Origin of the sequence: Hominenteromicrobium mulieris (assembly GCF_046197855.1) — a bacterium.
Taxonomy (GTDB): Bacteria; Bacillota; Clostridia; order Oscillospirales; family Acutalibacteraceae; genus Hominenteromicrobium; species Hominenteromicrobium mulieris.
This window is the reverse complement of record NZ_CP173188.1, coordinates 1,962,792-1,985,030: the sequence shown is the minus strand read 5'-3', so window position 1 is coordinate 1,985,030 and position 22,239 is coordinate 1,962,792. Positions and strand designations below refer to the sequence as shown.

Genomic DNA, 22,239 nt, shown 5'->3' with positions numbered 1-22,239 from the left:
GGGGGCGTTTTCATGCGCTCTAAAGCGGCGAAGGTCGCGCTGTGCGGTGTGGTTTCTGCGCTTTCCGTGGTGCTGATGCTGATGACTGGCATTGTGCCCATTGCGACGATTGCACTGCCTGCATTGGCGGGCTGTTTGACGATTGCCATTGTGGCGGAGACAAATGTGCGCTACGGCTTTGCGGTGTATTGTGTTGTGAGTGTGTTGGCGATTTTGCTGACACCGGACAGAGAAGCGATTTTGTTTTACATTTTATTTTTCGGTTACTACCCGACGCTGTACGGACTTTTGATGCGCATTAAGCGTAAGCCTTTGCGTGTGCTTGCAAAATTCGGCGTGTTTAATCTGGCGATGGCGCTGGAAACGACGATGGCGGTTTGGGTTTTGCAGATCCCGCTTTCCGAAATGGAAGTGTTCGGCAAATGGTCCATCCCGATTTTGGCGGTGATGCTGAATGTGGTGTTTGTACTGTACGATTACTCGATGAACGGACTGATCGTCCTGTACATTCGCAGACTGCACCCGCTTGTACAGAAATATATAAAATAAAACAGCCCATGGCTGCGGTTTTCCGTGTGCCATGGGCTGTTCGCTTTGTACAGCTTATATTGCGGTGAGGTCGTCTTTTGTACAGCCTTTTTCGCTGTACCGGGCTTTTTCGTAGACGATGTGCAGGGCATCGTTTTGGAGCTTCGCGTGGGCTTCCGCTTCGGCGGGGGACATCCAGCGCGCGGGCGGCTCTTTTGCGGCGTGCAGCAGCGTTTTGCGGTATTTGCGGCGCACCGCAGCGGTCGGGGAGCGGTCAAGGAAGCCGGGACGGTCGCGCTTTTGGGCGCGTTCCCGCACGGTGGTGCGTTCGTCCTCGGGCAGGTTTTCCACAAGGTCGCGCCGATCGACAAACGAGGTTTTAAACCCGCGTGAGATGCGGATGCAGCCGTAAATAACGCCGAAGATGAGGCCGCCCGCGAGCGCGATGAGCACGATGTACTCGAGAATTTTCATGATGAGGACGAGCACGGGGCTCGGCTCTGCGGCGGGTATCATCTCGTCAAGCGGCATATTGCCGCCGGAGGACGTTTCGGTCTGCTCGGGCGGGGTGTATTCGGCGTGGGTCGCCTCGCGCGGGGTGTAGCGGTAGCCGATGTCGTTTGTGAGCAGCGGCGGCAGCAAAACGGCGGTACAGAACACGGCTGCGGCGGCCAAAAGAGCACAGGTGATGCGCACGATGCGGCGTGCGGGCATATTCTGCATGGCGGCGTTGACGTCGATGTAATCATCGATACGGCGGATACCGCGCTGCGTGAGGCACAGCACGAAGTAAACGGCCGCGAAAACGAGGGAGACGGGCTGGAAAATCAAATCGGCGCGGTCGGTGAAGACAGAGCACAGGAACGGCACGGCGAACACGGCAAGACCCGCATAGCCGGCGTGGTCAAACAGAGAATAGCTTTCGCCGTGCAGGCGGCCGTAAAGCCGCATGAAGCAGATGAACAGCGCGACGACAGCCATGAGAACGGAATCGAACAGGAAGCCGGTGAGTACCGTGATGCCGATGCTTGCGAGAATGTAGAAAAAGATGCGGCGCAGGCATTTTATTGCGAACCAGCTGAGTGCGATGGGAGCGAGAATCAAAAATCCCCGCAGGATGTTTTGCAGGATGACGTCTTTTGTCATGCCCTCCGAGACAAAATTTAAAACGAGCGCGTAAAGCGGCACACACAGCATGGTGGCGTGCAGCCAGCCGAGCACGACGTATAAAATGTGGCGGACGGGAATTTGCTTTTTGAAAATTTTCATTTTGTCCCCTCCCGTTAAACTTCCCAGCGGACGATTTCGACGGATTTTGAGGTCTCCGTGAGTTTGTAGCGCTCCGGCATGTTGCGGTCTTCCGGCAGGATCCAGATGGCGTCACTGCCTTCCGTTAAGGCTTCCAAATCCGGCAGAACGGGCAGCTTTTGCTCCTTGGAGATGAGCACGTAGAGGTCGCTGCCGTGTGCGCCGTCGTGCAGGGTGCGGAGAAGTTGCGGCATGGGGGTGAGGTCGTTGCGGCATTCCAATCTTGCGAGCCGGCGGCGCAGGTAAAGTGCGGTGTTGCGGCCGGTGAGCTCGCCCGTGGAGAGCATTTTGCCGTCTACGGTGTCTATGCCGTTTGAGATGACGGAGACCGAGATGCCGTCTGCGAGCATGCGCTCCGCGAGTTCGGCGGCGATGGAGATGGCGGTTTCGTTTAACGCATCCGTCACGGCGCTGCCGATGCCGGTGCAGTCGAGCAGGACAGTGACCTTTTGGGACAGCGTGGAATCGTGCTGATTGACGAGCAGCGTGCCGCCGCGCGCGGAAGCCTTCCAGTTGATGTATTTCATGGGGTCGCTGCGGCGGTAATCGCGGATGCCGGCAAACTCGAACGGGTCGTCGTACACACGCCGACGGCTGACGAGCAGACCCATGATCTTGCTGTACGGAATGCGGATGTGGCTTGCGGAAATGTGCGCGGGCAGGACGTAGAACTCCGTTTCCTGCGGGAAATGCGCCACCTGCTTTTCGGTCATCAGAAAATCGTAGGACGTGACCGTGGTGGACGCGATGCGGTAATAGCCGCGCTTTTTGCCGCGGACAGGTAGTGTACGCGTGATGCGCTGGCGCACGGACGCTGTGAACACGTCGCGGCGGTAGGTCATATCGCTGACGGTGGAGTTTTCTTCGTCCTGAAACACCACCCAGCGGCTCATATCGAAGCCGACCTCCAAAACGGGGAGCGGCAGGTATTTGTTGTTCACGATCGTTTCGACGAGATTCGCTTCTTCGCCGCAGAAAATGTAATCGCGGTCAAAGGATATCTGTACGGTGAGGTTTTCGTCCCACAGGCGGCGGAACAAAAGGCGCTGTGCAAAATAGAGGACGAGCAAAACGATCGGGAGCAGAAGGAGCGCCCACATTACTTTGACCAGTCCTCAGTCGGCAGGGCGACGGAGGAGAGCACATCGGTCATGGCCTTTTTCTGGGCATCGGTGGAGCCGACGGAGCCGCTGAGCTGCAAACGGTGGGCGAGCACCGGCACGGCGACGGTCTTGATGTCTTCCGGCACGACGTATGCGCCGCCGCGCACCAAGGCGTAAGCGCGCACGGCACGGACGAGCGCAAGGCTGCCGCGCGGGCTGACGCCCATATCGATATTCGGCCAACTGCGCGTGGCCTGCACGAGGTCGATCATGTAATCGAGCAGGACGGGGTGAATGTAAATCTCCTTTGCCTGCTTTTGCAGCGCGAGAATATCCTCACGCGTGCAGACGCTTTGCAGCGTTTCGAGCGGCTCTTCCTTCATAAAGCGCTGCAAGATGGCGCGCTCCTGCTCTTTTGTGGGAGAGGCCATGGAAATGCGCATTAAAAAGCGGTCGAGCTGGGCTTCCGGCAGGGGATAGGTGCCGAGCGTTTCGATGGGATTCTGCGTGGCGATGACGAAAAACGGCGCCGAAAGCGGACGGGTGACGCCGTCCACGGTGATCTGGCGCTCGCCCATGCACTCGAGCAGGCTCGACTGCGTGCGCGGTGTGGCGCGGTTGATCTCATCGGCGAGGAGCAGGTTGCAGAATGCCGGGCCGGGGCTGAAAACGAAATCGTTTGCTTTCTGGTCGAAGTAGTTGAGGCCCGTGACGTCGCTGGGAAGCAGGTCGGGCGTGAACTGGATGCGGTTAAACTCCAAACTGACGGACTTTGCAAGTGACTTTGCGAGCACGGTTTTGCCCATGCCGGGCACATCTTCGATGAGCACGTGACCCTCGGCAATGAGCGCGGTGAGCAAGAGGTTGATCGTTTCTTCGGAACCGACCATGACCTTGCTGATATTTTCACGAATGGACGAAATGAGCGTTTTACTTTCCATAAAAGACCTCCAAAAGACGGGTGCGTTTATTCTGTTGTGGGAAATCAACATAATTAAACGGTTAATAATCGGAATAAGGATACAACAAAACGAAAGAAAATGCAAGCTTCTTTTGTAAAGGAAGACAAAGAATGGAGAGTGATATCCGTGCTGCACGGATATACCTTTGCATGAAAGGATGCATTTCCTGCAAAAACGGTTTGAAATTCATAGAAAACAGCGAAAATATCCCTTGATTTTTGCAGGAATATCGGCTAAAATAAACATTATGATACTGTGTATACGTGTGCCCTGTCCGTAGGGGCAGGTATGCGGCCGCGTCTGCACGGAGGAAATTTTGCAGGAAGCGGCGACTCGTGCTGTAAAATTTCCTGTCAGGAAACGTAAAGAAAGGAAATCACCCATGAATATCCAGCTTACGAATCGCATTAAGCAAAATGCGAGATCGTTTTCCAAAGGTCAGAGGTTGATCGCGAAGTATATTGAGGAGCACTACGACAAGGTGGCGTTTATGACGGCCTCGAAGCTTGGCGCGACGGTCGGTGTGAGCGAATCGACCGTGGTGCGCTTTGCGACGGAGATCGGATACTCCGGCTATCCGGCGCTTCAGCAGGCGATGCAGGAGATGATCCGCAACCGCATGACGAGCGTGCAACGCCTTGAAATGACCTCGACGAACATTCCGCTTGACCGCCTGCTTGACAGCTCGATGGATCAGGACATCGACATTATCCGCCGCACGAAGGAGTCCATTTCACATGAGGAATTTTACCGTGCGGCCGATGCACTCGTGAAGGTAAAGAAGGTTTATATCATCGGTGCAGGCAGCTCGCTTGCCATTGCGACGTTCCTCTCGTACTACTTCTCCTTGGTGTTCGATTCCGTACAGCTTATCAGCGCGACGAGCGAAGCGCAGATTTTGCAACAGATGGTGCACATCGGCGAGGGAGACGCGCTTGTCGGCATCAGCTTCCCGCGGTACTCCAAAAAAGCAGTGAAGGCGCTGAAATACGCTTCCGACCGCGGTGCGACGGTTGTGGCCATTACGGACAGCACGCTTTCTCCGCTGACGAAGTATGCGGAGCATGTGCTGCTTGCAAAGAGCGACATGGTATCATTTGTCGATTCGCTTGTGGGCCCGATGGCGCTTATCAACGCGCTTATTGTGACGGTGGCCATTAAAAAGAAAGACGAAGTGGCGAATACACTCTTAAACCTGGAGACCATTTGGGACGAGTACGGCGTGTACGAGAAGGTCGAAGACAAGACCGACGAGGAACGTAATGTTTGATGCAGTCGTAGTCGGCGGCGGCGCTGCGGGCATGATGGCGGCGATCACGGCGGCGGAACGCGGCAAGCACGTCTTATTATTAGAAAAGAACGCACAGCTTGGGCGGAAGATCCGTATTACAGGCAAGGGCCGCTGCAACGTAACGAACAACTGCGAGCCGCGCACGGTGATTGAATCCACGCCCGGCAACGGCCGGTTTTTGTACGGGGCGGTGAATCATTTCACCCCGCAGGACACGATGGACTTTTTTGAGGGGCTTGGCGTGCCGCTGAAAACGGAGCGCGGCAACCGCGTGTTCCCGGTCTCGGACAATGCACACGACATTGCGGACGCGCTTTGGAAGAAGCTGAAAAAGTGCCGCGTGGAAATTCGGCAGGGCAATGTGAAAGAGGTGCTGACCGAAAACGGCAGCGTCATCGGCGTGCGCACGGAAAACGATGTGTTTGAGGCCCCCAGTGTGCTTTTGGCGTGCGGCGGCGCTTCGTACCCCGGCACGGGCTCGAACGGCGACGGCGCGCGGCTGGCGGAAAAGCTGGGGCACACCATTATTCCTATGCGTCCGTCTTTGGTGGCGCTGACCTCTGATGACGAGGATTGCCCGGCGATGCAGGGGCTTTCTCTGCGCAACTGCGGTGTGACCGTGACGGACAATGAAAAGAAAAAGAAGCCGGTCTACACGGACTTCGGTGAGCTGCTGTTCACGCACTTTGGGCTTTCCGGCCCGACGATTTTGAGTGCGAGCGCGCACATGCGCCATATGGCGCCCGGCAGATACACAGTGACGCTCGACTTAAAGCCGGCGCTCACTCCGGAACAGCTTGACCAGCGCCTTTTACGCGATTTAGAGAAAAACAAGAACCGCAATTTCAGCAATTCGCTCGATGAATTATTGCCGCAAAAGATGATCCCGGTTGTCGTGCGGCGGTCGGGCATTCCGCCGGAAGAGAAGTGCAACACCATCACGCGCGAGCAGCGTGCGGTGCTTTTGGATGTCTTAAAGCACTTTACGGTGGAGATTTCCGGCTTTGCACCGCTTTCCGGCGCGATTGTGACGGCGGGCGGCGTTTCCGTAAAGGAAGTCGACCCGAAGACGATGCAGTCCAAATTAATTCCGGGCTTGTACTTTGCGGGGGAAATTCTGGACGTGGACGCGTACACGGGCGGCTTTAACCTGCAGATCGCCTTTGCAACGGGACACGCGGCGGGCGAAAATCTGTAAACTATCATTATATATAAGGAAGTTATATTATGTATGCAATAGCGATTGACGGACCTGCCGGCGCAGGTAAAAGCAGCGTGGCGAAAGCGGCTGCAAAGGCGCTCGGCTTTGTTTATGTGGACACGGGCGCGCTGTACCGCACGGTGGGGCTTTACCTGCTGCGCAGTGAGGTTGACCCTGCAGACGCAGAAGCGGTGGAGCCGAAGCTCCGGGACATTCAGGTCGATCTGAAATACGAAGACGGCGTGCAGCACGTCATTTTAAACGGCGAGGATGTATCCGGCCTTATCCGCACGCCGGAGGTCTCTATGGCGGCCTCTGCGTGTGCTTCCGTACCGGCGGTGCGTAAGTTTCTGTTCTCCGCGCAGGTGGATATGGCGAAAAAGTACAACGTCATCATGGACGGCCGAGACATCGGCACGACGATTTTGCCGAACGCACAGGTGAAAATTTTTCTGACGGCTTCGCCCGAGGTACGCGCCGAGCGCCGCTACAAGGAGCTCAAGGAAAAAGGCGTGGACGTGAGCTATGAAGAAACGCTTGCGAACGTTATTCGCCGCGACAAGCAGGACGAAAAGCAATCTAAGGCAGCGGAGGACAGCATTTTGCTTGACAACAGCGAGCTGGATTTTGACGGCACGGTGAACCGCCTGCTGGAGATCGTGAAAGAAAGGACGGGCGTGAAGCATGGCTGAAAATAGGAAGCCGAAGGAACACCTTTCCTGGTGGTATTTCCTTGCAAAGTACGTGATGCTGTTTTTCTTTAAAATTCTGCACCCGTACCGTATTATAGGCAGAGAGAACATGCCGCTTACCGGCAAGCTGCTCGTTTGCTCTAACCACGTGACGATGGGCGACCCGATTTACCTTGGCTGCGCAATACCGAAACGACAATTACACTATATGGCGAAGACCGAGCTTTTTGAAAACAAGCTCATCGGCGGATTTTTGAAGAGTCTCGGCGCGTTCCCAATCTCCCGCGGCACGGGCGGGGCACAGGGCATTCAGACGGCGATTGACCTTTTGGAGGAAGAAAAGGTCGTGTGCATGTTCCCGGAGGGTACGCGCTCGAAGACCGGCGAGCTTTTGAACCCGAAAATGGGTATGGTAATGCTGGCGTACAAGACGCACTGTACGATTTTGCCTGTGGCGATTGTGGGCGAGGGCGGCAAGCCCCCGAAGGTGTTTAAGAAAATGGTCATCAATATCGGCAAACCAATCCGGTTTGAGGACATGGGCCTGACCGAAGATTCCGGTATGATTTACCGCCGTGTTTCGCGCAATATTTTTGCCGAGGTGCAGAAGCTGCGCGAGGAAGGTCTCGATATTATGGAGAACAGGTGGAAGAAAGTATGATCCGCGTGGCGAAAACAGCGGGATTCTGCTTTGGTGTGAACCGCGCGGTGGAGACCGTTTACAAATTGCTTGACGAGGACAAAACCGTCTGCACGCTCGGGCCGATCATCCATAACCCGCAGCTTGTGGAGGAGCTCGGCCGCAAAGGCGTGCGCATTATAGATGCGCCCGAGGACGCGAAAGCGGGGGAGACGGTTGTCATCCGCTCTCACGGTGTACCGCCGGAGGTCATCGAAAAACTGAAAGTGCTCGGTGTCGATTACAAGGACGCGACGTGCCCGTATGTGCAGAAGATTCACCGCCTTGTTTCCGACGGAGAGCGCGAGGGCAGGCGCGTGATGCTGGCCGGCGATGCCAAACACCCGGAGGTGGAGGGCATACTCGGTTGCTGCAAAACGCCGTACCGTACCTTCAAAACGCGCGAAGAACTCGAAAATTTATTCAAAAATGAGCCTGAACTTGCCGAAATGCCCCTTCTTTTCTGTGAACAGACCACTTTTAACGTAGAAGAATGGGAAAAATGTTTGGATTTCGTAAAAAAGGTATGTACAAACGCTTCAGTTTTTGATACAATATGTAAGGCTACAACAAATCGCCAGCGCGAAGCACGTGAGCTTTCGCGTGAAAGCGACCTGATGCTCGTTATCGGCGGGCGTCACAGCTCAAACACCGCGAAGCTCAAGGAGGTCTGTGAACCGTATGCGCAGACGTATCTCATTGAGACGGCGGCGGAGCTTGCAGCCCTGCCTGTAAAGGGCAAAATGAATATCGGCATAACTGCCGGTGCTTCAACACCGGCAAGCATAATAAAGGAGGTACTTGTTACCATGACAGACAAAATTGAAACAAATGAGCTTAATTTTGAGGAGATGCTTGAGGAATCACTCAAGAGCTTAAATACAGACGAAAAGGTGCACGGTGTAGTTGTAAGCATTTCTCCCACCGAAGTGTATGTTGACGTCGGTAGAAAGCAGGCCGGCTACATCCCGGCTAACGAGCTTAGCAACGATCCGAACGCGAAGCCGGAAGATCTTGTAAAGATCGGCGACGAGATGGATCTGCTCATCATGAAGACGAACGATCAGGAAGGCACCATCATGCTCTCCAAGAAGCGCATCGATGCCATCAAGGGCTGGGAAGACATTGCAGCGGCTATGGACGCTGAAGAAATCCTCACCGGCAAGGTTACAGAAGTTGTTAAGGGCGGCGTGATTGTTCTGTATAACGGCATCCGCGTCTTCATCCCGGCTTCTCAGGCTGTAGCAAATCGCGGTGACGATCTTGAGGCTCTGAAGGGTCAGGACGTTCAGTTCCGCATCATCGAAGTCAACCGCCAGCGCCGCCGTGCGGTCGGTTCCATCCGTTCCGTGCTCCGCGAGCAGAGAAAGGCAGCACAGGCTAAGTTCTGGGAGTCTGTTGAAGAAGGTCAGGAGTTTACGGGTACCGTTAAGTCCCTCACGAACTTCGGCGCATTCGTTGACCTTGGCGGCGTGGACGGCATGATCCACATTTCCGAGCTCTCTTGGAACCGCATCAAGCACCCGAGCGAAGTTGTCTCTGTCGGCGACACCGTTCAGGTTTATGTCAAGAGCCTTGACCGTGAGAACGGCAAGATCTCCCTTGGCTACAAGAAGAAGGAAGACAATCCGTGGGAGATTCTCAAGAACGAGTATCCGGTTGGCACGGTTTGCGACGCTACCGTTGTCGGCATGACCACGTTCGGCGCATTTGCTAAGATTCTCCCGGGCATCGACGGTCTCATCCACATCTCTCAGATCGCGGACAGAAGAATCGAGAAGCCGCAGGACGTTCTGAAGGTTGGCGACGTTGTTAAGGTGAAGATTACCGACATCGATTTCGACAAGAAGAGAGTTTCCCTCTCCATCCGTGCTCTGCTCGAAGACCAGGGCGAGGACGCTTCTGAGGAATAATTTAAATCGTCAGGTGTAGATTTGCAGGGTGGTTCTTGCCACCCTGCTTTACATGACGGACATTTTAAAAGTAAACGGATAAAACGGCGGTTTTATCCATTGGAGGAAACAATTAGATGAAGCGCGTGAAAAAACCTGTGTTTTTTATCATCGCGGCTCTGATCCTTGCGCTTACATACACATCGGTCTTCGGCGTTTACACGCAGAACGGTGACACGAAGAACACATGGATCAAGGGCGCCGGCGATATAAGATGGGGTATTGATATCCGCGGCGGCGTGGAAGCGACCTTCAGCCCGGCTGAAGGCGTGGAGGCGACCGCAGAGCAGCTTGAAGCGGCAAAGGCAATCATTGAGCTGCGTATGGTCTCGAAGAGCATTACGGACTACGAGATTTACACCGACGAAGCCAACGACAAGATCATTGTTCGTTTCCCGTGGAAGAGCGGCGAATCGGACTTTGACCCGGAGAAGGCGATTGAAGAAATTTCCGCAACGGCGCTGCTGACATTCCGCGAGGGCAAGTCATACGAGACCCAGACCGTGGACGGCGAGGGCAACCCGGTTTACCAGACACCGACGGGCACTACGGCCGATACAATTATTCTGGAAGGCAGCGACGTGACCGAGGCAAAGCCGGTCATGCAGGAGAACTCCACCTCCGGCAGCTACGACTATGCGATCTCCCTGACGCTTTCCGATGAAGGCGCACAGAAGTTTGCAGAGGCGACCGAGCGCCTGAAGGGCAAGACGATCTCCATTTGGATGGACGACATCATGATCTCCGCCCCGACCGTTAACGCGGTCATCACGGACGGCAAGGCTTCCATCACCGGCAACTTTACGGCGGCTACGGCTTCTGAGCTTGCTGCGAAGATCCAGGGCGGCGCACTGCCGTTTGCTTTGCAGACCTCGAACTTCAGCACCGTGAACCCGACGCTTGGCATGAAGTCTCTGGACGCTATGGTCATGGCTGGCGTGATCGCCTTTGCGCTCATCGCTGTATTCATGATCGTGATGTTCAAGATTCCTGGCGTTGCGGCGGTACTGTCCCTTGTGGGCCAGCTGGCCATTACCTTTGCGGCGATCTCCGGCTACTTCCCGTTTGTGAACAGCTTTACGATGACCCTGCCGGGTCTTGCGGGCATTATCCTTTCCATCGGCGTGGGCGTGGATGCGAACATCATCACCGCGAGCCGCATCAAGGAAGAGCTCGGCACCGGCAAAACGCTGGACGGCGCTATTCAGAAGGGCTGCTCCAACAGCTTGTGGTCCATCGTGGACGGCAACATTACGATTTTGATCGTTGCCATCATGCTCATCGGCGTGTTCGGCCCGTCCAACATTCTCTCTAAGATCTTCGGCGAATCCACGACCGGCGCGATCTACTCCTTCGGCTATACGCTGCTCGTCGGTGTGATCGGCAACTTCATCATGGGCGTGTTCTGCTCTCGCCTGATGATCAAATCGCTTTCCGGCTTCAAGCCGCTCCGTAAGAAATGGCTGTTTGGAGGTGCGGATAAGTAATGAAAAAGTTCAATTTTGATTTCTATAAGAATAGAAAAATTCTGTTCGGCATCTCGATCGGCCTGATCGTCATCGGCTTGATCTTCAACTTCATTCGCGGCACGAAGATGGACATTCAGTTCGTCGGCGGTGCAATGATCAAGTATTCCGTAGACGGCGAAGTCGATACGGATGAGATCGCGTCCCTCGTAAAAGAGGAGACTGGCCGCGACGTTTCCGTTGCGCTGAGCAAGACGTTCGGCACCGACGCGAACCAGGTTACGTTGTCCTTTGCAGGCAACGAGGCTGTGACGCTCGATGAGCAGCAGGCAATCGCGACGAAGCTTTCCGATGCGTATGCAGACCGCACGTTCAACGTGGTGGAATCGAGCTCTGTTGACCCGACCATGGGCGCGAAGTTCTTCCAGAAGTGCCTTGTTTGCCTGCTCATCACGTTTGTGATTTTGCTTGTGTACATTGCACTGCGCTTTAAGAAGATCGGCGGTCTTTCCGCCGGCGTTACGGCGCTCATCGCACTTGTGCATGACGTGCTGCTTGTGTACTTCTCGTTTGTGATTTTCGGTTTCTCCATCAACGATATTTTCATCGCGGTCATTTTGACGATCCTCGGCTACTCGCTGAACGATACCATCGTTATTTACGACCGTATCCGTGAGAACCGCAAGCTCTCTCCGACGAAGAGCCCGGACGCGCTGCCGGGTATCGTCAACAAGAGCCTGAACCAGACGATGACACGTTCTATTCTGACGTCTCTCACCACCTTCATGGCGCTGCTCGTAATCTACATTGTCGCGACGGTTTACGGCATCAGCTCTGTTCAGAGCTTTGCACTGCCGATGATGGTCGGTACGATCGTCGGTTGCTATTCCTCTCTGTGCATTGCGGCTCCGCTTTACACCATGTGGGCTGTGCATAAGGGCGAGAAGAGCAAAAAGTAATTTGCCAAAGCGAATTGCTTCGAGTAATTTTTAATAGTTGCTAAATGAAATTCCCGGAAAGCTGCGTGCTCTCCGGGAATTTTTACATATAGCATATTTTGGGTGCAGGGGATAAGCGAGTAAGCGATAAAAATCCGCAAAAGAAAAACCGGGTGAGCTGCCGTGCGGTGCTTACCCGGTTTTGGTTTAGAGTTGCTGAGATTCTCCGGTGAGGAGCCAGAAGACGTCTACGTCTAAAATTTCGGCGAAGGCTAAAAGCTCAATATCGGTGACGGTGCGGAGCTGACCCTCTAACTTTGAGAGGGCAGAGGCGTTGATATCCACGCCGCGCACCTGCAGCTGCGCGAGCAGCTCTTTTTGCTTCATGCCACGGTTGCGGCGAATGCTCTCAATACGTGCGCCGACTAAGTTTTTGTCTCCAAGTGGTTTTTTACGGATGCGCATTTGCTCGCCGCCTTTCTATGTTCTATACACATTATAAGCGTAAATGCACAAAAAATCAATTCTTTTTACGAAAAATTATGAAAATCAACTGCAAACAATTCGTGAACGATGCGAGGATTACGTGTTTTCTTTGTCGTTTGCTTCCGGTTTTGCATCTTCCGCTTCGCCGGAGCGTGTGCGGCGGTAGGCGAGCGGCGTCATGCCGTACTTTTTCTTGAAGACGGAATAGAAGTAGTTCGTGTTCACAATGCCGATGGCCTCACTGATCTGGTTGATGGGAAGCTTGGTCTCAAGCAAAAGCTGCTCGGCCTTTTTCATGCGGGTGTTGCTGAGGTAATCGCTGAACGAATAGCCGGTCTGCGTGGCGAAGATCTTGCCGAAGTAGGCGGTGGAAAGCCCGGCCATGCCGGCGAGCATTTTCAGGGAAAGATCCGGGTTTGCATAGTTTTTATCGATGTATTCCTTAGCGGTTTCGGCTGCGAGCTCGTTGCCGTATTTGCGGTTGATGCTTTGATGATGCGCCAAAATGGTGATGAACTCCATGCAGCGCTTGCGCAGCATATAGACATTCGGTAGCTGACGGTCAATTTTATTCAGTTTATCCATCAAGATGGGATAAGCGGTGTCGTCATCCGTGAAAGTGGTGGAGAAATCGTCGAGCAGCGACATCATGACGTGATTGAAATACGCAACGGCTGTATTAAAGCTGACGTTTGACATGTAGGAAAGCGCGAGATCGAACTCATGCGAGCAGGCATCGAGGTCATTTGCGCGGATGTGCTCGGCAAGCTTCATGTGGAGCTTGTTGTGGTATGAGTTGAGATTGATATTCTGACCGGTCTCATAGGCGAAGAAAATTTTGCCCTGATTACGGATGGCGGAATATTCCAGTGCGATGTTCGTCGCCTCATAGCAGAGGTTGATATTGACGGCTGTCTCCACGATGGTGCCGATGCAGATGGTGGTGTTCATGGCAAACTCGCGCTGCATGACCTCGCACACGCGCTCAAGCTCCGGCACAAGCTTTTCCGGGTAGGCGTTCTTTTGCAGGGGGAGCAACAACACGAGAAAGTTGTGCGAATTGCGGTACGGTACGACACTGCTGAACTGTCCCAAAACTTCAGTGGCGAGGTTTTCGAGAGCGTAGCTGTAAATGAAATAGTTTGGATCATCCGGGCCGAAGCGCAACTCTTTGGAGGCTGCACTGATAATGACGATGGTGTAATATGGCGCGGTGAGGTCGATGCCGTAGCTTTGGTATACTTCGATGTAATTCGGAATCTGACCATACTCGCCGTGCATAAGTCGCTGAATGTTGCGCTTTTTGGAATCGGAATAGGAGGAGATGAGGCCTTGCTCCAGCTTATCGGTTTTCATGTACATATCGGAAAACGCCTTGCTGAGCTGGTCGAGCTCATCGCCGGCATGGTCGTTCGACGGCTTTTTGACGTAGTTGCTGTAGAGCACTTCGATTGGTGCAGAGAGCTTTGCACTGGTGCGGAACGAGATGAACATGCCGACGCAGAGCACAAGAATGCCGGCGAGTAACGTGATGATGGCGAGCTGGGGGAGACCGCTGTAAATATTCGAGTACGGCACAATATTGAAGATCGTAAAGCCGGAGGAAGACGCCTTGGCGTAGGTGACGAGCGCTTCGGTATGGTCAGCGCAGGTGTAGGAGAAGGAGCCGGAATTGTCGGTCAGCTCCGGGAAATCCGCCACGGAGACAATAGTATTGTCGGATTTTGCATGCGTAAAGGTTTCTGAATCACCTTCAGCGATATTGGTGGAGAAAACCTCGCCGTAACGGTTCAAAAGCAGGACCTGTTGAAAGCCGTTCGAGGTGCGCAGGTTCGATATGGAATCGTTGAAATAATCTTCGTCCACGTCTACGATGATGAGGTCGGGCGAGCCGCCTTTGCGTAGCTGTACGCGGAAGACGAAGGAATAGACATAACGGGTCTTGAGCTGCTGTGTGGCGTAGTTTGCACCGATCATGCGCAGAAGGCAGGTATCGGCGCCGGGATTATCGGGCAATCTCCTATAATAGTATGCAATATCGTCATCCGTGAGAAAATCTGCCGTAGAGCTGGAGACGAAACGATTGGAGGCAGAGTTATAAAGGCTAACATAGCGCGTATAGCTCTGCGCCGTTTGGATCTCGCGTAACTTGATGCCTGCATCGGCTTCGATGAGTCGGTTGAAGGTATTGGAGGAGAGGCAACGGTTCGTATTGCTGTTCTGCAAAATTTGATTATTAACGGAGCGCATTTGGCTGTAGAGCATGTCCGTCATCTGACAGACCTGCTCCAACTGATGCACAGAATAGGTGCGCGCAGAGCTGATCTGCAAATTTGCGTAGATGGTGAAAATTAAAAGCGTGACGAGTATAACGGCTATGGCCACCACGCAGAAAATACTGAAAAGGTACCGGTTGAACAGCCGGGTTTTTACTTTTTTAAACAAAATACAACACTCCAAATACAAAAAGAGAACGAAAAATACGATTTAGATTTCGTATAACTCTATGATAACGGATTTCGGCACTAAACGCAAGCGAAAAATCAGATTATTGATTCAAATCGTAAAAAACCGTAGTTTCATATCACGAAAAGCCGAAAAAAGTGATTTGATTCTCAAAAAATGGAGAAAAGCGAAATTTATGAAGTACCTTAAAACTGCCAAAATGCAAAGTTGCTTTGAAATTTTGGAGTTTATCGCAAAAAGAATACTTTACAAATCGTTCACAGCGTGTTAAAGTTTATTCATCGAAAACAAACAAGCGGATTGCAGAAACGGTATCTCTGCACGGGGCAGAGATACCGGGAAGACCCATGAGGGAGGGCGCCCGGTGCGCTGTGATTGCAAAACGACACGCTTTGGCAAACACCAAGTTTTGTCGGCGCTTTGTTTTCAGCAGGAATAGCGATATTCCGGGTTCGCATTTGCAGAGTCAATAATATATAAATATAAAGCAAATAAGCTTTACGTTATATGTGCGGCTGTGCAGAGGTGAACAAAACTCTTCCTTATATTATATAGAAGAGACACATTATTCGGAGAGGATGATCGCAAACATGAGTAAGGCGTCAGCTTTGGTTGATGTCAGCAAGAAGAGAGTGAATCCTTTTAAAGAGCTGTGGACAAACAAGTTTTTGTACCTGCTTGCGCTGCCCGCGGTCGTTTACACTTTCATCTTTTCTTATTTGACACTGCCGTACATCGTAATTGCATTTGAGAAGTTCAACTACAAGACGGGTGTTTTTAGCCCGTTTGTCGGTCTGAAAAACTTCGAATACTTCTTCAAGTCCAGTTGGGCGTGGACTGTTACGCGCAACACGCTCGTCATCAACATTCTGTTCCTCATCGTCGGTACGGTTTGCTCCGTTGTTTTGGCAATCGTCCTCAATGAGGTCAAGGCGAAGAAGTTCCTTAAGGTTTCTCAGTCCATGATGCTTTTCCCGTACTTTATTTCCTGGGTTATCGTCAGCTACATGCTGCAGGGTATCCTTGGTACGGAGACGGGCCTGCTCAACAATCTGATGGGTACGCGCATCAATTATTATTCCACCCCCGGCTACTGGTACCCGATTCTTCTGATTCTCAACATTTGGAAGAACACGGGCTACAACACGATCGTTTACCTCGCAGCGATCACCGGCATTGACGAAGGCCTTTACGAAGCAGCTTATATCGACGGCGCTACGCGCTTTAAGCGTATCATTTACATCACGATCCCGCTGCTTGCACCGACCATCTGCATCATGACCCTGATGTCTGTCGGCCGCATCTTCTACGGCGACTTCGGTATGCTGTATGCGATCATCCGCGACAACAGCTCGTTGATGCCGATTGCAGAAGTTATTGATACATACGTTTACCGTACATTTAAGAACACAGGTGATCCGAGCCTTTCCATGGCTATCGGTCTCTATCAGTCCATCGTAGGCTTCATTCTGGTCTTCACAGCAAACTGGATCGTCAGAAGAAAGTTCCCGGATGGCGCACTGTTCTGATACAGGGAAAGGAGACAAGCTCATGAACAGCACGGTTGCGGCGGCTACAAAGCCGTCTAACACCAACAACAAAATTAAGCACAGCACGGGGGAGAACGTCGGTACATTTCTGATTTATCTCGTCGTTGCTCTGTTCGCACTGATATGCGTCCTGCCGTTTGTTCTCGTTATCATTGTTTCTTTCAGCAGTGAAAAATCGATTACGATCAACGGTTACTCTTTCTGGCCGAGCGAATGGTCGGCTGCAGCCTATAAAATGCTCTTCCTGCCGTCCTCATCCGTTCCGCAGTCCTACCTTGTAACGACGATTGCAACGGTTGTCGGTACCGTCGTTGCATCGTTCGTCACATTCGGCGCAGGCTACACCCTTGCAAACCGTTCCTGCCGTTACAGAGACGGTCTGTCCCTTTACTTCTACATCACCATGGTTTTCTCTGCGGGCCTTGTTCCGTGGTACATGATGTGTAAAGCATTGAACTGCTACGATAACATCTGGGCACTCATCGTACCGAGCCTGTTGTTCAATCCCTTTAATATGTTCCTTGTGCGCAACTTTGTGCGCGGTATCCCGGCCGAGCTGAACGAATCCGCAAAGATTGACGGCGCGGGCGAAGTGAAGATTGCATTCGGCATTTACTTCCCGCTTTGCATGCCGGTTCTGGCTACGATTGCTCTGTTCTATGCCATCGGTTACTGGAACAACTACTTCAACGCAGTTATGCTCGTGAATGATGAGAAGTACTACTCTTTGCAGATGCTCCTCTTCAAGATTCAGTCTCAGATCACTGCACTGAGCAAGCTCTCTGCCGGCGCTACGGTCAACGTAAACCCGCCGAAGGAAAGCTTTAAGATGGCGACCTCCGTTATCACCATGGGCCCGATCATCATTCTGTATCCGTTTTTACAGAAGTACTTTGTTAAGGGCATGGTCGTCGGCGCTGTTAAGGGTTAATCGCCCGCAAACATTTTAATTCGGTGTTTACCGTGGAAGACGGTTACACATATATCAATTTTCAAGGAGTTGAAGTAAGAAATGAAGACAACGAAGAAACTGCTGGCAATGGCTCTGGCAGCTGCAATGGTCGTTACGGCTTTTGCAGGTTGCTCCGGCAACAACGACACTTCCAGTGCTGACAGCACATCTTCTGCTTCCTCTGAGGCTTCTACTTCGTCCGATGCTTCCACATCTGACGAATCTTCGGCAACAGAGGACGACGGCACCATTCACCCGATGCGTATTGTACAGCCGGGCACACTTTGCGCGGACTATGAGACCGGTATGGCTGCTGTCAACGAGAAACTGAAGGAAGACGGCGTAAACATTGAGGTTTCCGTCACAAGAATCCCGTGGGATGCTTATGCTGAGAAGCTGAACCTCATGCTGACGACCGGTGAAGAGTTCGAGCTGCTGCATGTTATGCAGGACGTTAAGAACCTTTCCGCTATCGCAGGTATGGGCGCTATCTCCTCCATCCACGATTCCATCCAGAACTACCCGGACCTCTACAACAAGTTCTCTGAGACCGAGTGGCTGGGCACCCTCTACAAGGGCGAAGAGTACGCAGTACCGTGCTACTGGAGATCCTTCGACAACACGATGTCCTACATGGACTACCGTTCCGACATCGCTGAGAAGGTCGGCTACGACGAGTTCCCGGACACGACGGAAGGCATCATCGACCTCATGAAGAAGTCTCAGGACGAGATCCTCAACGAGACCGGTATGAAGGCTTATTCTTGGTTCCATCAGGTTCAGGATACGGCGCACTGGCTCCACAGAAGCTATGATACCTATCCGTTCTATGTTGAGAACTCCCTCGGCATCTGCCTCATCCGTCAGGACGGCACGGTTGATTCCTTCTATGAGTCCGAAGAATTCAAGAAGGACGCAAACACCTACTACGAGATGTATCAGGCCGGTCTCATCGATCCGGATATCCTGAACCGCGACCACCAGAAGCAGTACGACGATGCTAATTACGGCGCAATGCTTCCGTCCCAGACATTCGACCCGTACACCGGCGTTACGATGCAGAAGAACGGTGTTGAAGGCGCAGAGGTCAAGTGGGTTGAAGCTTTTGGCGATGACATTCCGGACATGATCTACACCTATGTGCAGAACCTGAATGCGATTTCTTCCACTTCTGAGGATCCGGAATCCGGCCTCAAGTTCCTCAACTGGCTGTATGCTTCCGAAGAGAACCATGACCTCTTCCACTATGGCATTGAGGGCACGCACTACACCAAGACCGGCGATCACAGAATTGAGCAGGTCAAGGGCGACGACGGCAACCCTCTGTACAACATGGATACCTGGATGACCGGCTACCTGCCGTACATGACTTATGCTACCGATACGCCGGACGAGCAGGTCGATTACATGACCTACAAGTCTGACAACTACGTCATTTCCCCGGCAGCAGGTTTCATCTTTGATTCCTCTAACGTTACTAGTGAGCTGACGAACCTCCAGACCGAGATCATCTCCTCCATCTACCCGATTAAGGTCGGTATGGTTTCCTATGAGGACAACATCGATGCTGCTATCGAAAAGCTGAAGGCTGCTGGCCTCGACAAGTACCTCGAAGAGTACAGAACCCAGTTCCAGGCTTATCTGGATGCTAACCCGGACGTACTCGAGATCGCAAAGGGCACCACGGAAGGCTAATTGCTCTTCTGAAACCTGAATAATGATCTGAATGCAGGGCGCAGGACGCAAAAGGTCCTGCGCCCTTGCTTCATTATTCTTACTTTTAAACTTGAAATTGATTTAAGATGTCTGTTACACCGAATATTTCGGTGCAGAAAATATGAACTCTGAAGAGAATTGGGGAAAGAGATAATGTTAAATATCAGAGATTTCGGTGCGGTGGCTGATGGCAAGACCGTCAACACAAAAGCAATTCAGGCGGCTGTGGACCGCGCAGGGGAGACGGGCGAAACCGTGCTCGTTCCCGGCGGCGTGTTCATTACCGGTACAATCCATCTGAATGGTGCATCGTTGCATTTGGAGCCGGGCGCTGTTTTAAAGGGCTCCACGAATATCGACGACTACCCTGCACAGGATTTTATCCACAATGAAATGGGGGTGCTGCGTGCCCTGCTTATCAACCGTGACCACGACAATGTGACCATCGACGGCAGCGGCACCATTGACCTTTCCGGCACTTCGTTTTATGATACAAGCGTGATGAACGTACCGAGCAGCCGTGTTCCGTTCACAAAGGAGCAGGAAGCCGAATGCACATACCCCATCGGCACGCGCCCGAGCCAGTGCATTTTCTTCCACAATGCGAAGAATGTTACTGTGCGCGGCATTAAGGTTATCGATGCGCCGTGCTGGACGTTCAGCTTCAACGCGTGTGAGAATGTAAAGCTGCTTGGCCTTACGATTGACACCAGCCCCAACGTGCCGAACGACGACGGCATCCATATTGCGAGCTGTAAAGGTGTTATTATTGCCGATTGCCATATTTCGAGCGGCGACGACTGCATTGCGCTTTCCGGTATTACGGATTGGGCAAAACCGTGCGAGGACATCGTCATCACGAACTGCGTGCTGCGTTCCTGCTCGAAGGCAATTGTCATCGGCTACAGTTACAGCCATATCCGCAACGTGATCATCACGAACTGTATCATCAAGGAGAGTAACCGCGGCATCTGCTTCATGTGCAACGATACGTCCGCACTTGTGGAGAATGTGCGCATCAGCAACATGATTGTTGACACGCGTGTACGCGCCGGCAACTGGTGGGGCAACGGCGAGCCGATCTTCATGATGGCCGTAAAGCACGATTACCATATCCCGGCAGAGCAGGACCCACACCGCGAGACCGACTGCGCCATCCGCAACGTGCACATTGACGGCGTGACCTGCATGGGCGAGAACGCCATGGGCATTTACGGCGTGGACGGCAACATCCGCGAAGTGGAGCTCAGAAACATTGACTTCACCCGTAAGCCGTCTAAGAACCTGCCGCTCAAGGGCAATGCGTTTGACTTCGCACCCGGCAGGGTCGATTTTGAAGTGCCGGAGGACTGCGGCCTGTACATTGGCGGCGGTGCGGACGTGAAGCTGGAGAACATCAACACACGTGCGTGGAAGATCATCCACGCGTAAAAGGAGACTGCTATGAAAAATATTATTTTGCTGCCGCTCGACGAGCGCCCCTGCAACTTTGATTTCCCGTCCAAAATTTTCAACGGCGAAAAGTATACGATCATTCGCCCGGCGCATCTCGGCCAGAAGAAGACCCCGGCGTCTTATGAATTCATCCGCGATTTCCTGCTCGCAAATATCGAAAAGGCAGACGCGGCGGTCATTTCCATCGATACGCTGCTGTACGGCGGCTTGATTCCCTCGCGCTTGCACCATCTTTCCGAGGAGACGGTTTTGGAGCGTCTGATGCTTTTAAAAGAACTGCGCGAAAAGAACCCGCAGGTAAAGCTGTACGCGTTCCAGTGCATCATGCGCTGCCCGAAATATTCCTCCGACGATGAGGAGCCGGATTACTATGAGCTTTACGGCAAAGAGATTCACCATATCGGCCGTCTGACGCACCTCGAAAAGCTCGGCATGGGTGACGCGGACGAGCTTTCTGAGTTGAAAGCCAAGGTAGACCCCGCGGCGCTTAAAGACTATCTTGACCGCCGCGCGTTTAACGGCAGCTTCAATATCCGCACGCTCGACCTTGTGGAGGACGGCACGATTGATTTTCTCATCATCCCGCAGGACGATTCCGCAAAGTACGGCTACACCGCAATGGACCAGAAGACCGTGCGCGCGAAGATCGACGAGAAGGTGCTCAATGACCGTGTGATCTTGTACCCGGGCGCCGATGAGCTCGGCATGGTGCTTGTCTCCCGCGCCATCAACGCGCTCGAGAATAACACCCCACGCGTATACCTCAAGTATGCATCCACGCTGGCGCCGCAGCTGATTCCGAACTACGAGGACAGAAGTCTCAATGAGACCGTAAAGTACCACGTCATGGCGGCGGGCTGCATCGCTGTGCCGTCGCTCTCCGACGCCGACGTTGTGATGGGCATCACCGCTCCGGCAAACGAGATGGAAGAAGCCGCAAATCAGCCGGCGAACAACATCAACTATGATGTGGAGCGCAATATGGCAGAGTTTCTGTACTTTGTGAACGATTGCTTAAAGCGCGGCATTCCGACGGCGATCCTCGACAATGCCTACACGAACGGCGGCGAATTGCAGCTTCTGCGCGTGCTCAATAAGCAGGGTGTTTTGATGAAGCTTGCAGGTTATGCAGGCTGGAACACCTCTGCAAACTCCATGGGCACGGTGCTCGCGATGATTGTGAACAATATGTACCAGAATAATACCGAAGCGAAGCAGAACTTCCTTGTAGAGCGTTTTATCGAGGACTTCGGCTACGGTGCGGTTGTGCGCAGCTACGTGACGGAGCACATTCTGCCGCAGTGGGGCATGACGTACTTCTGGTGCGAAGAGCAGCGCGGCAAGGCGGCCAATGCCGTTTTGGAGGAGCTGCGCAAGTTTGTAAAGACGGAAATGACGTCCGTTGCGGACAAAGTAACCGTGGAAGATATTTTCCTGCCGTGGAGCCGTATGTTTGAAATTGGGCTCAAGGCAACGTACAAAGCGTACTAAGAT

18 protein-coding genes are annotated in these 22,239 nt (G+C 53.0%); 13 read left to right on the top strand and 5 right to left on the bottom strand.

What is annotated here, in order from left to right:
* Positions 1-12: 12 nt before the first annotated feature.
* Entirely contained in the window at positions 13-549 is a 537-nt protein-coding gene (locus tag ACI0CA_RS09710; protein WP_308449579.1) for a hypothetical protein, read from the top strand.
* Between the two features lie 54 nt (positions 550-603).
* Here ACI0CA_RS09710 and ACI0CA_RS09705 read toward each other — a convergent pair whose 3' ends face one another.
* The 3 genes from ACI0CA_RS09705 to ACI0CA_RS09695 are packed head-to-tail and all read right to left on the bottom strand — an operon-like array spanning position 604 to position 3,880.
* Positions 604-1,797 carry a hypothetical protein gene (locus ACI0CA_RS09705; RefSeq protein WP_308449580.1) on the bottom strand — a complete coding sequence of 398 codons (1,194 nt, stop codon included), beginning with the start codon at positions 1,795-1,797 and terminating at the stop codon, positions 604-606.
* Positions 1,798-1,811: 14 nt separating this feature from the next.
* Complete coding sequence (locus tag ACI0CA_RS09700; protein WP_308449581.1) at positions 1,812-2,936, bottom strand: DUF58 domain-containing protein; 1,125 nt, start codon at positions 2,934-2,936, stop codon at positions 1,812-1,814.
* Entirely contained in the window at positions 2,936-3,880 is a 945-nt protein-coding gene (locus tag ACI0CA_RS09695) for an AAA family ATPase (protein WP_308449582.1), read from the bottom strand. The genes ACI0CA_RS09700 and ACI0CA_RS09695 overlap by 1 nt, the downstream gene beginning before the upstream one ends.
* 403 nt (positions 3,881-4,283) lie before the next feature.
* On the opposite strand from ACI0CA_RS09695, the gene ACI0CA_RS09690 reads away from it, so the two are divergent.
* The 7 genes from ACI0CA_RS09690 to secF all read left to right on the top strand — a co-directional run bounded on the left by ACI0CA_RS09690 (position 4,284) and on the right by secF (position 12,141).
* Positions 4,284-5,171 carry a MurR/RpiR family transcriptional regulator gene (locus ACI0CA_RS09690; protein WP_176820457.1) on the top strand — a complete coding sequence of 296 codons (888 nt, stop codon included), beginning with the start codon at positions 4,284-4,286 and terminating at the stop codon, positions 5,169-5,171.
* Positions 5,164-6,390, top strand: coding sequence for an NAD(P)/FAD-dependent oxidoreductase (locus tag ACI0CA_RS09685; RefSeq protein WP_308449583.1), 1,227 nt, complete (start codon positions 5,164-5,166; stop codon positions 6,388-6,390). The genes ACI0CA_RS09690 and ACI0CA_RS09685 overlap by 8 nt, the downstream gene beginning before the upstream one ends.
* 29 nt (positions 6,391-6,419) lie before the next feature.
* Complete coding sequence (cmk, locus tag ACI0CA_RS09680; protein WP_446806904.1) at positions 6,420-7,085, top strand: (d)CMP kinase; 666 nt, start codon at positions 6,420-6,422, stop codon at positions 7,083-7,085.
* Positions 7,078-7,746 (top strand): lysophospholipid acyltransferase family protein, encoded by a 669-nt coding sequence (locus tag ACI0CA_RS09675; protein WP_308449585.1) that lies wholly within the window; start codon positions 7,078-7,080, stop codon positions 7,744-7,746. The genes cmk and ACI0CA_RS09675 overlap by 8 nt, the downstream gene beginning before the upstream one ends.
* On the top strand, positions 7,743-9,677 hold the full coding sequence (locus ACI0CA_RS09670) for a bifunctional 4-hydroxy-3-methylbut-2-enyl diphosphate reductase/30S ribosomal protein S1 (RefSeq protein WP_308449586.1): 1,935 nt from the start codon (positions 7,743-7,745) through the stop codon (positions 9,675-9,677). Before ACI0CA_RS09675 ends, ACI0CA_RS09670 begins: the two co-directional genes overlap by 4 nt.
* A gap of 116 nt (positions 9,678-9,793) precedes the next feature.
* The gene (gene secD, locus ACI0CA_RS09665) at positions 9,794-11,203 is read left to right on the top strand and encodes a preprotein translocase subunit SecD (protein WP_395507014.1); all 1,410 of its coding nucleotides are present in this window, start codon (positions 9,794-9,796) and stop codon (positions 11,201-11,203) included.
* A complete protein-coding gene (secF, locus tag ACI0CA_RS09660; protein WP_395507013.1) occupies positions 11,203-12,141 on the top strand; it encodes a protein translocase subunit SecF in 939 nt (312 codons plus the stop codon). The genes secD and secF overlap by 1 nt, the downstream gene beginning before the upstream one ends.
* 186 nt (positions 12,142-12,327) lie before the next feature.
* Here the strand turns inward: secF and ACI0CA_RS09655 are convergent, their stop codons facing one another.
* A complete protein-coding gene (locus ACI0CA_RS09655) occupies positions 12,328-12,585 on the bottom strand; it encodes a helix-turn-helix domain-containing protein (protein WP_308449589.1) in 258 nt (85 codons plus the stop codon).
* Between the two features lie 117 nt (positions 12,586-12,702).
* Positions 12,703-15,051, bottom strand: a complete 2,349-nt coding sequence (locus tag ACI0CA_RS09650; protein WP_446806905.1) for a helix-turn-helix domain-containing protein — start codon at positions 15,049-15,051, stop codon at positions 12,703-12,705.
* Positions 15,052-15,662: 611 nt separating this feature from the next.
* Between ACI0CA_RS09650 and ACI0CA_RS09645 the strand changes: the two genes are divergently transcribed.
* From ACI0CA_RS09645 to ACI0CA_RS09625, 5 genes are all read left to right on the top strand, one after another.
* The gene (locus tag ACI0CA_RS09645) at positions 15,663-16,601 is read left to right on the top strand and encodes an ABC transporter permease (RefSeq protein ID WP_308449591.1); all 939 of its coding nucleotides are present in this window, start codon (positions 15,663-15,665) and stop codon (positions 16,599-16,601) included.
* 22 nt (positions 16,602-16,623) lie between these two features.
* Complete coding sequence (locus ACI0CA_RS09640; RefSeq protein ID WP_446806906.1) at positions 16,624-17,553, top strand: carbohydrate ABC transporter permease; 930 nt, start codon at positions 16,624-16,626, stop codon at positions 17,551-17,553.
* Between the two features lie 81 nt (positions 17,554-17,634).
* Positions 17,635-19,269 (top strand): ABC transporter substrate-binding protein, encoded by a 1,635-nt coding sequence (locus tag ACI0CA_RS09635; RefSeq protein WP_446806907.1) that lies wholly within the window; start codon positions 17,635-17,637, stop codon positions 19,267-19,269.
* 174 nt (positions 19,270-19,443) lie between these two features.
* The gene (locus tag ACI0CA_RS09630) at positions 19,444-20,721 is read left to right on the top strand and encodes a glycoside hydrolase family 28 protein (RefSeq protein ID WP_446806908.1); all 1,278 of its coding nucleotides are present in this window, start codon (positions 19,444-19,446) and stop codon (positions 20,719-20,721) included.
* Between the two features lie 12 nt (positions 20,722-20,733).
* Entirely contained in the window at positions 20,734-22,236 is a 1,503-nt protein-coding gene (locus ACI0CA_RS09625) for a DUF4127 family protein (protein WP_446806909.1), read from the top strand.
* The last annotated feature ends 3 nt before the right edge of the window (positions 22,237-22,239 follow it).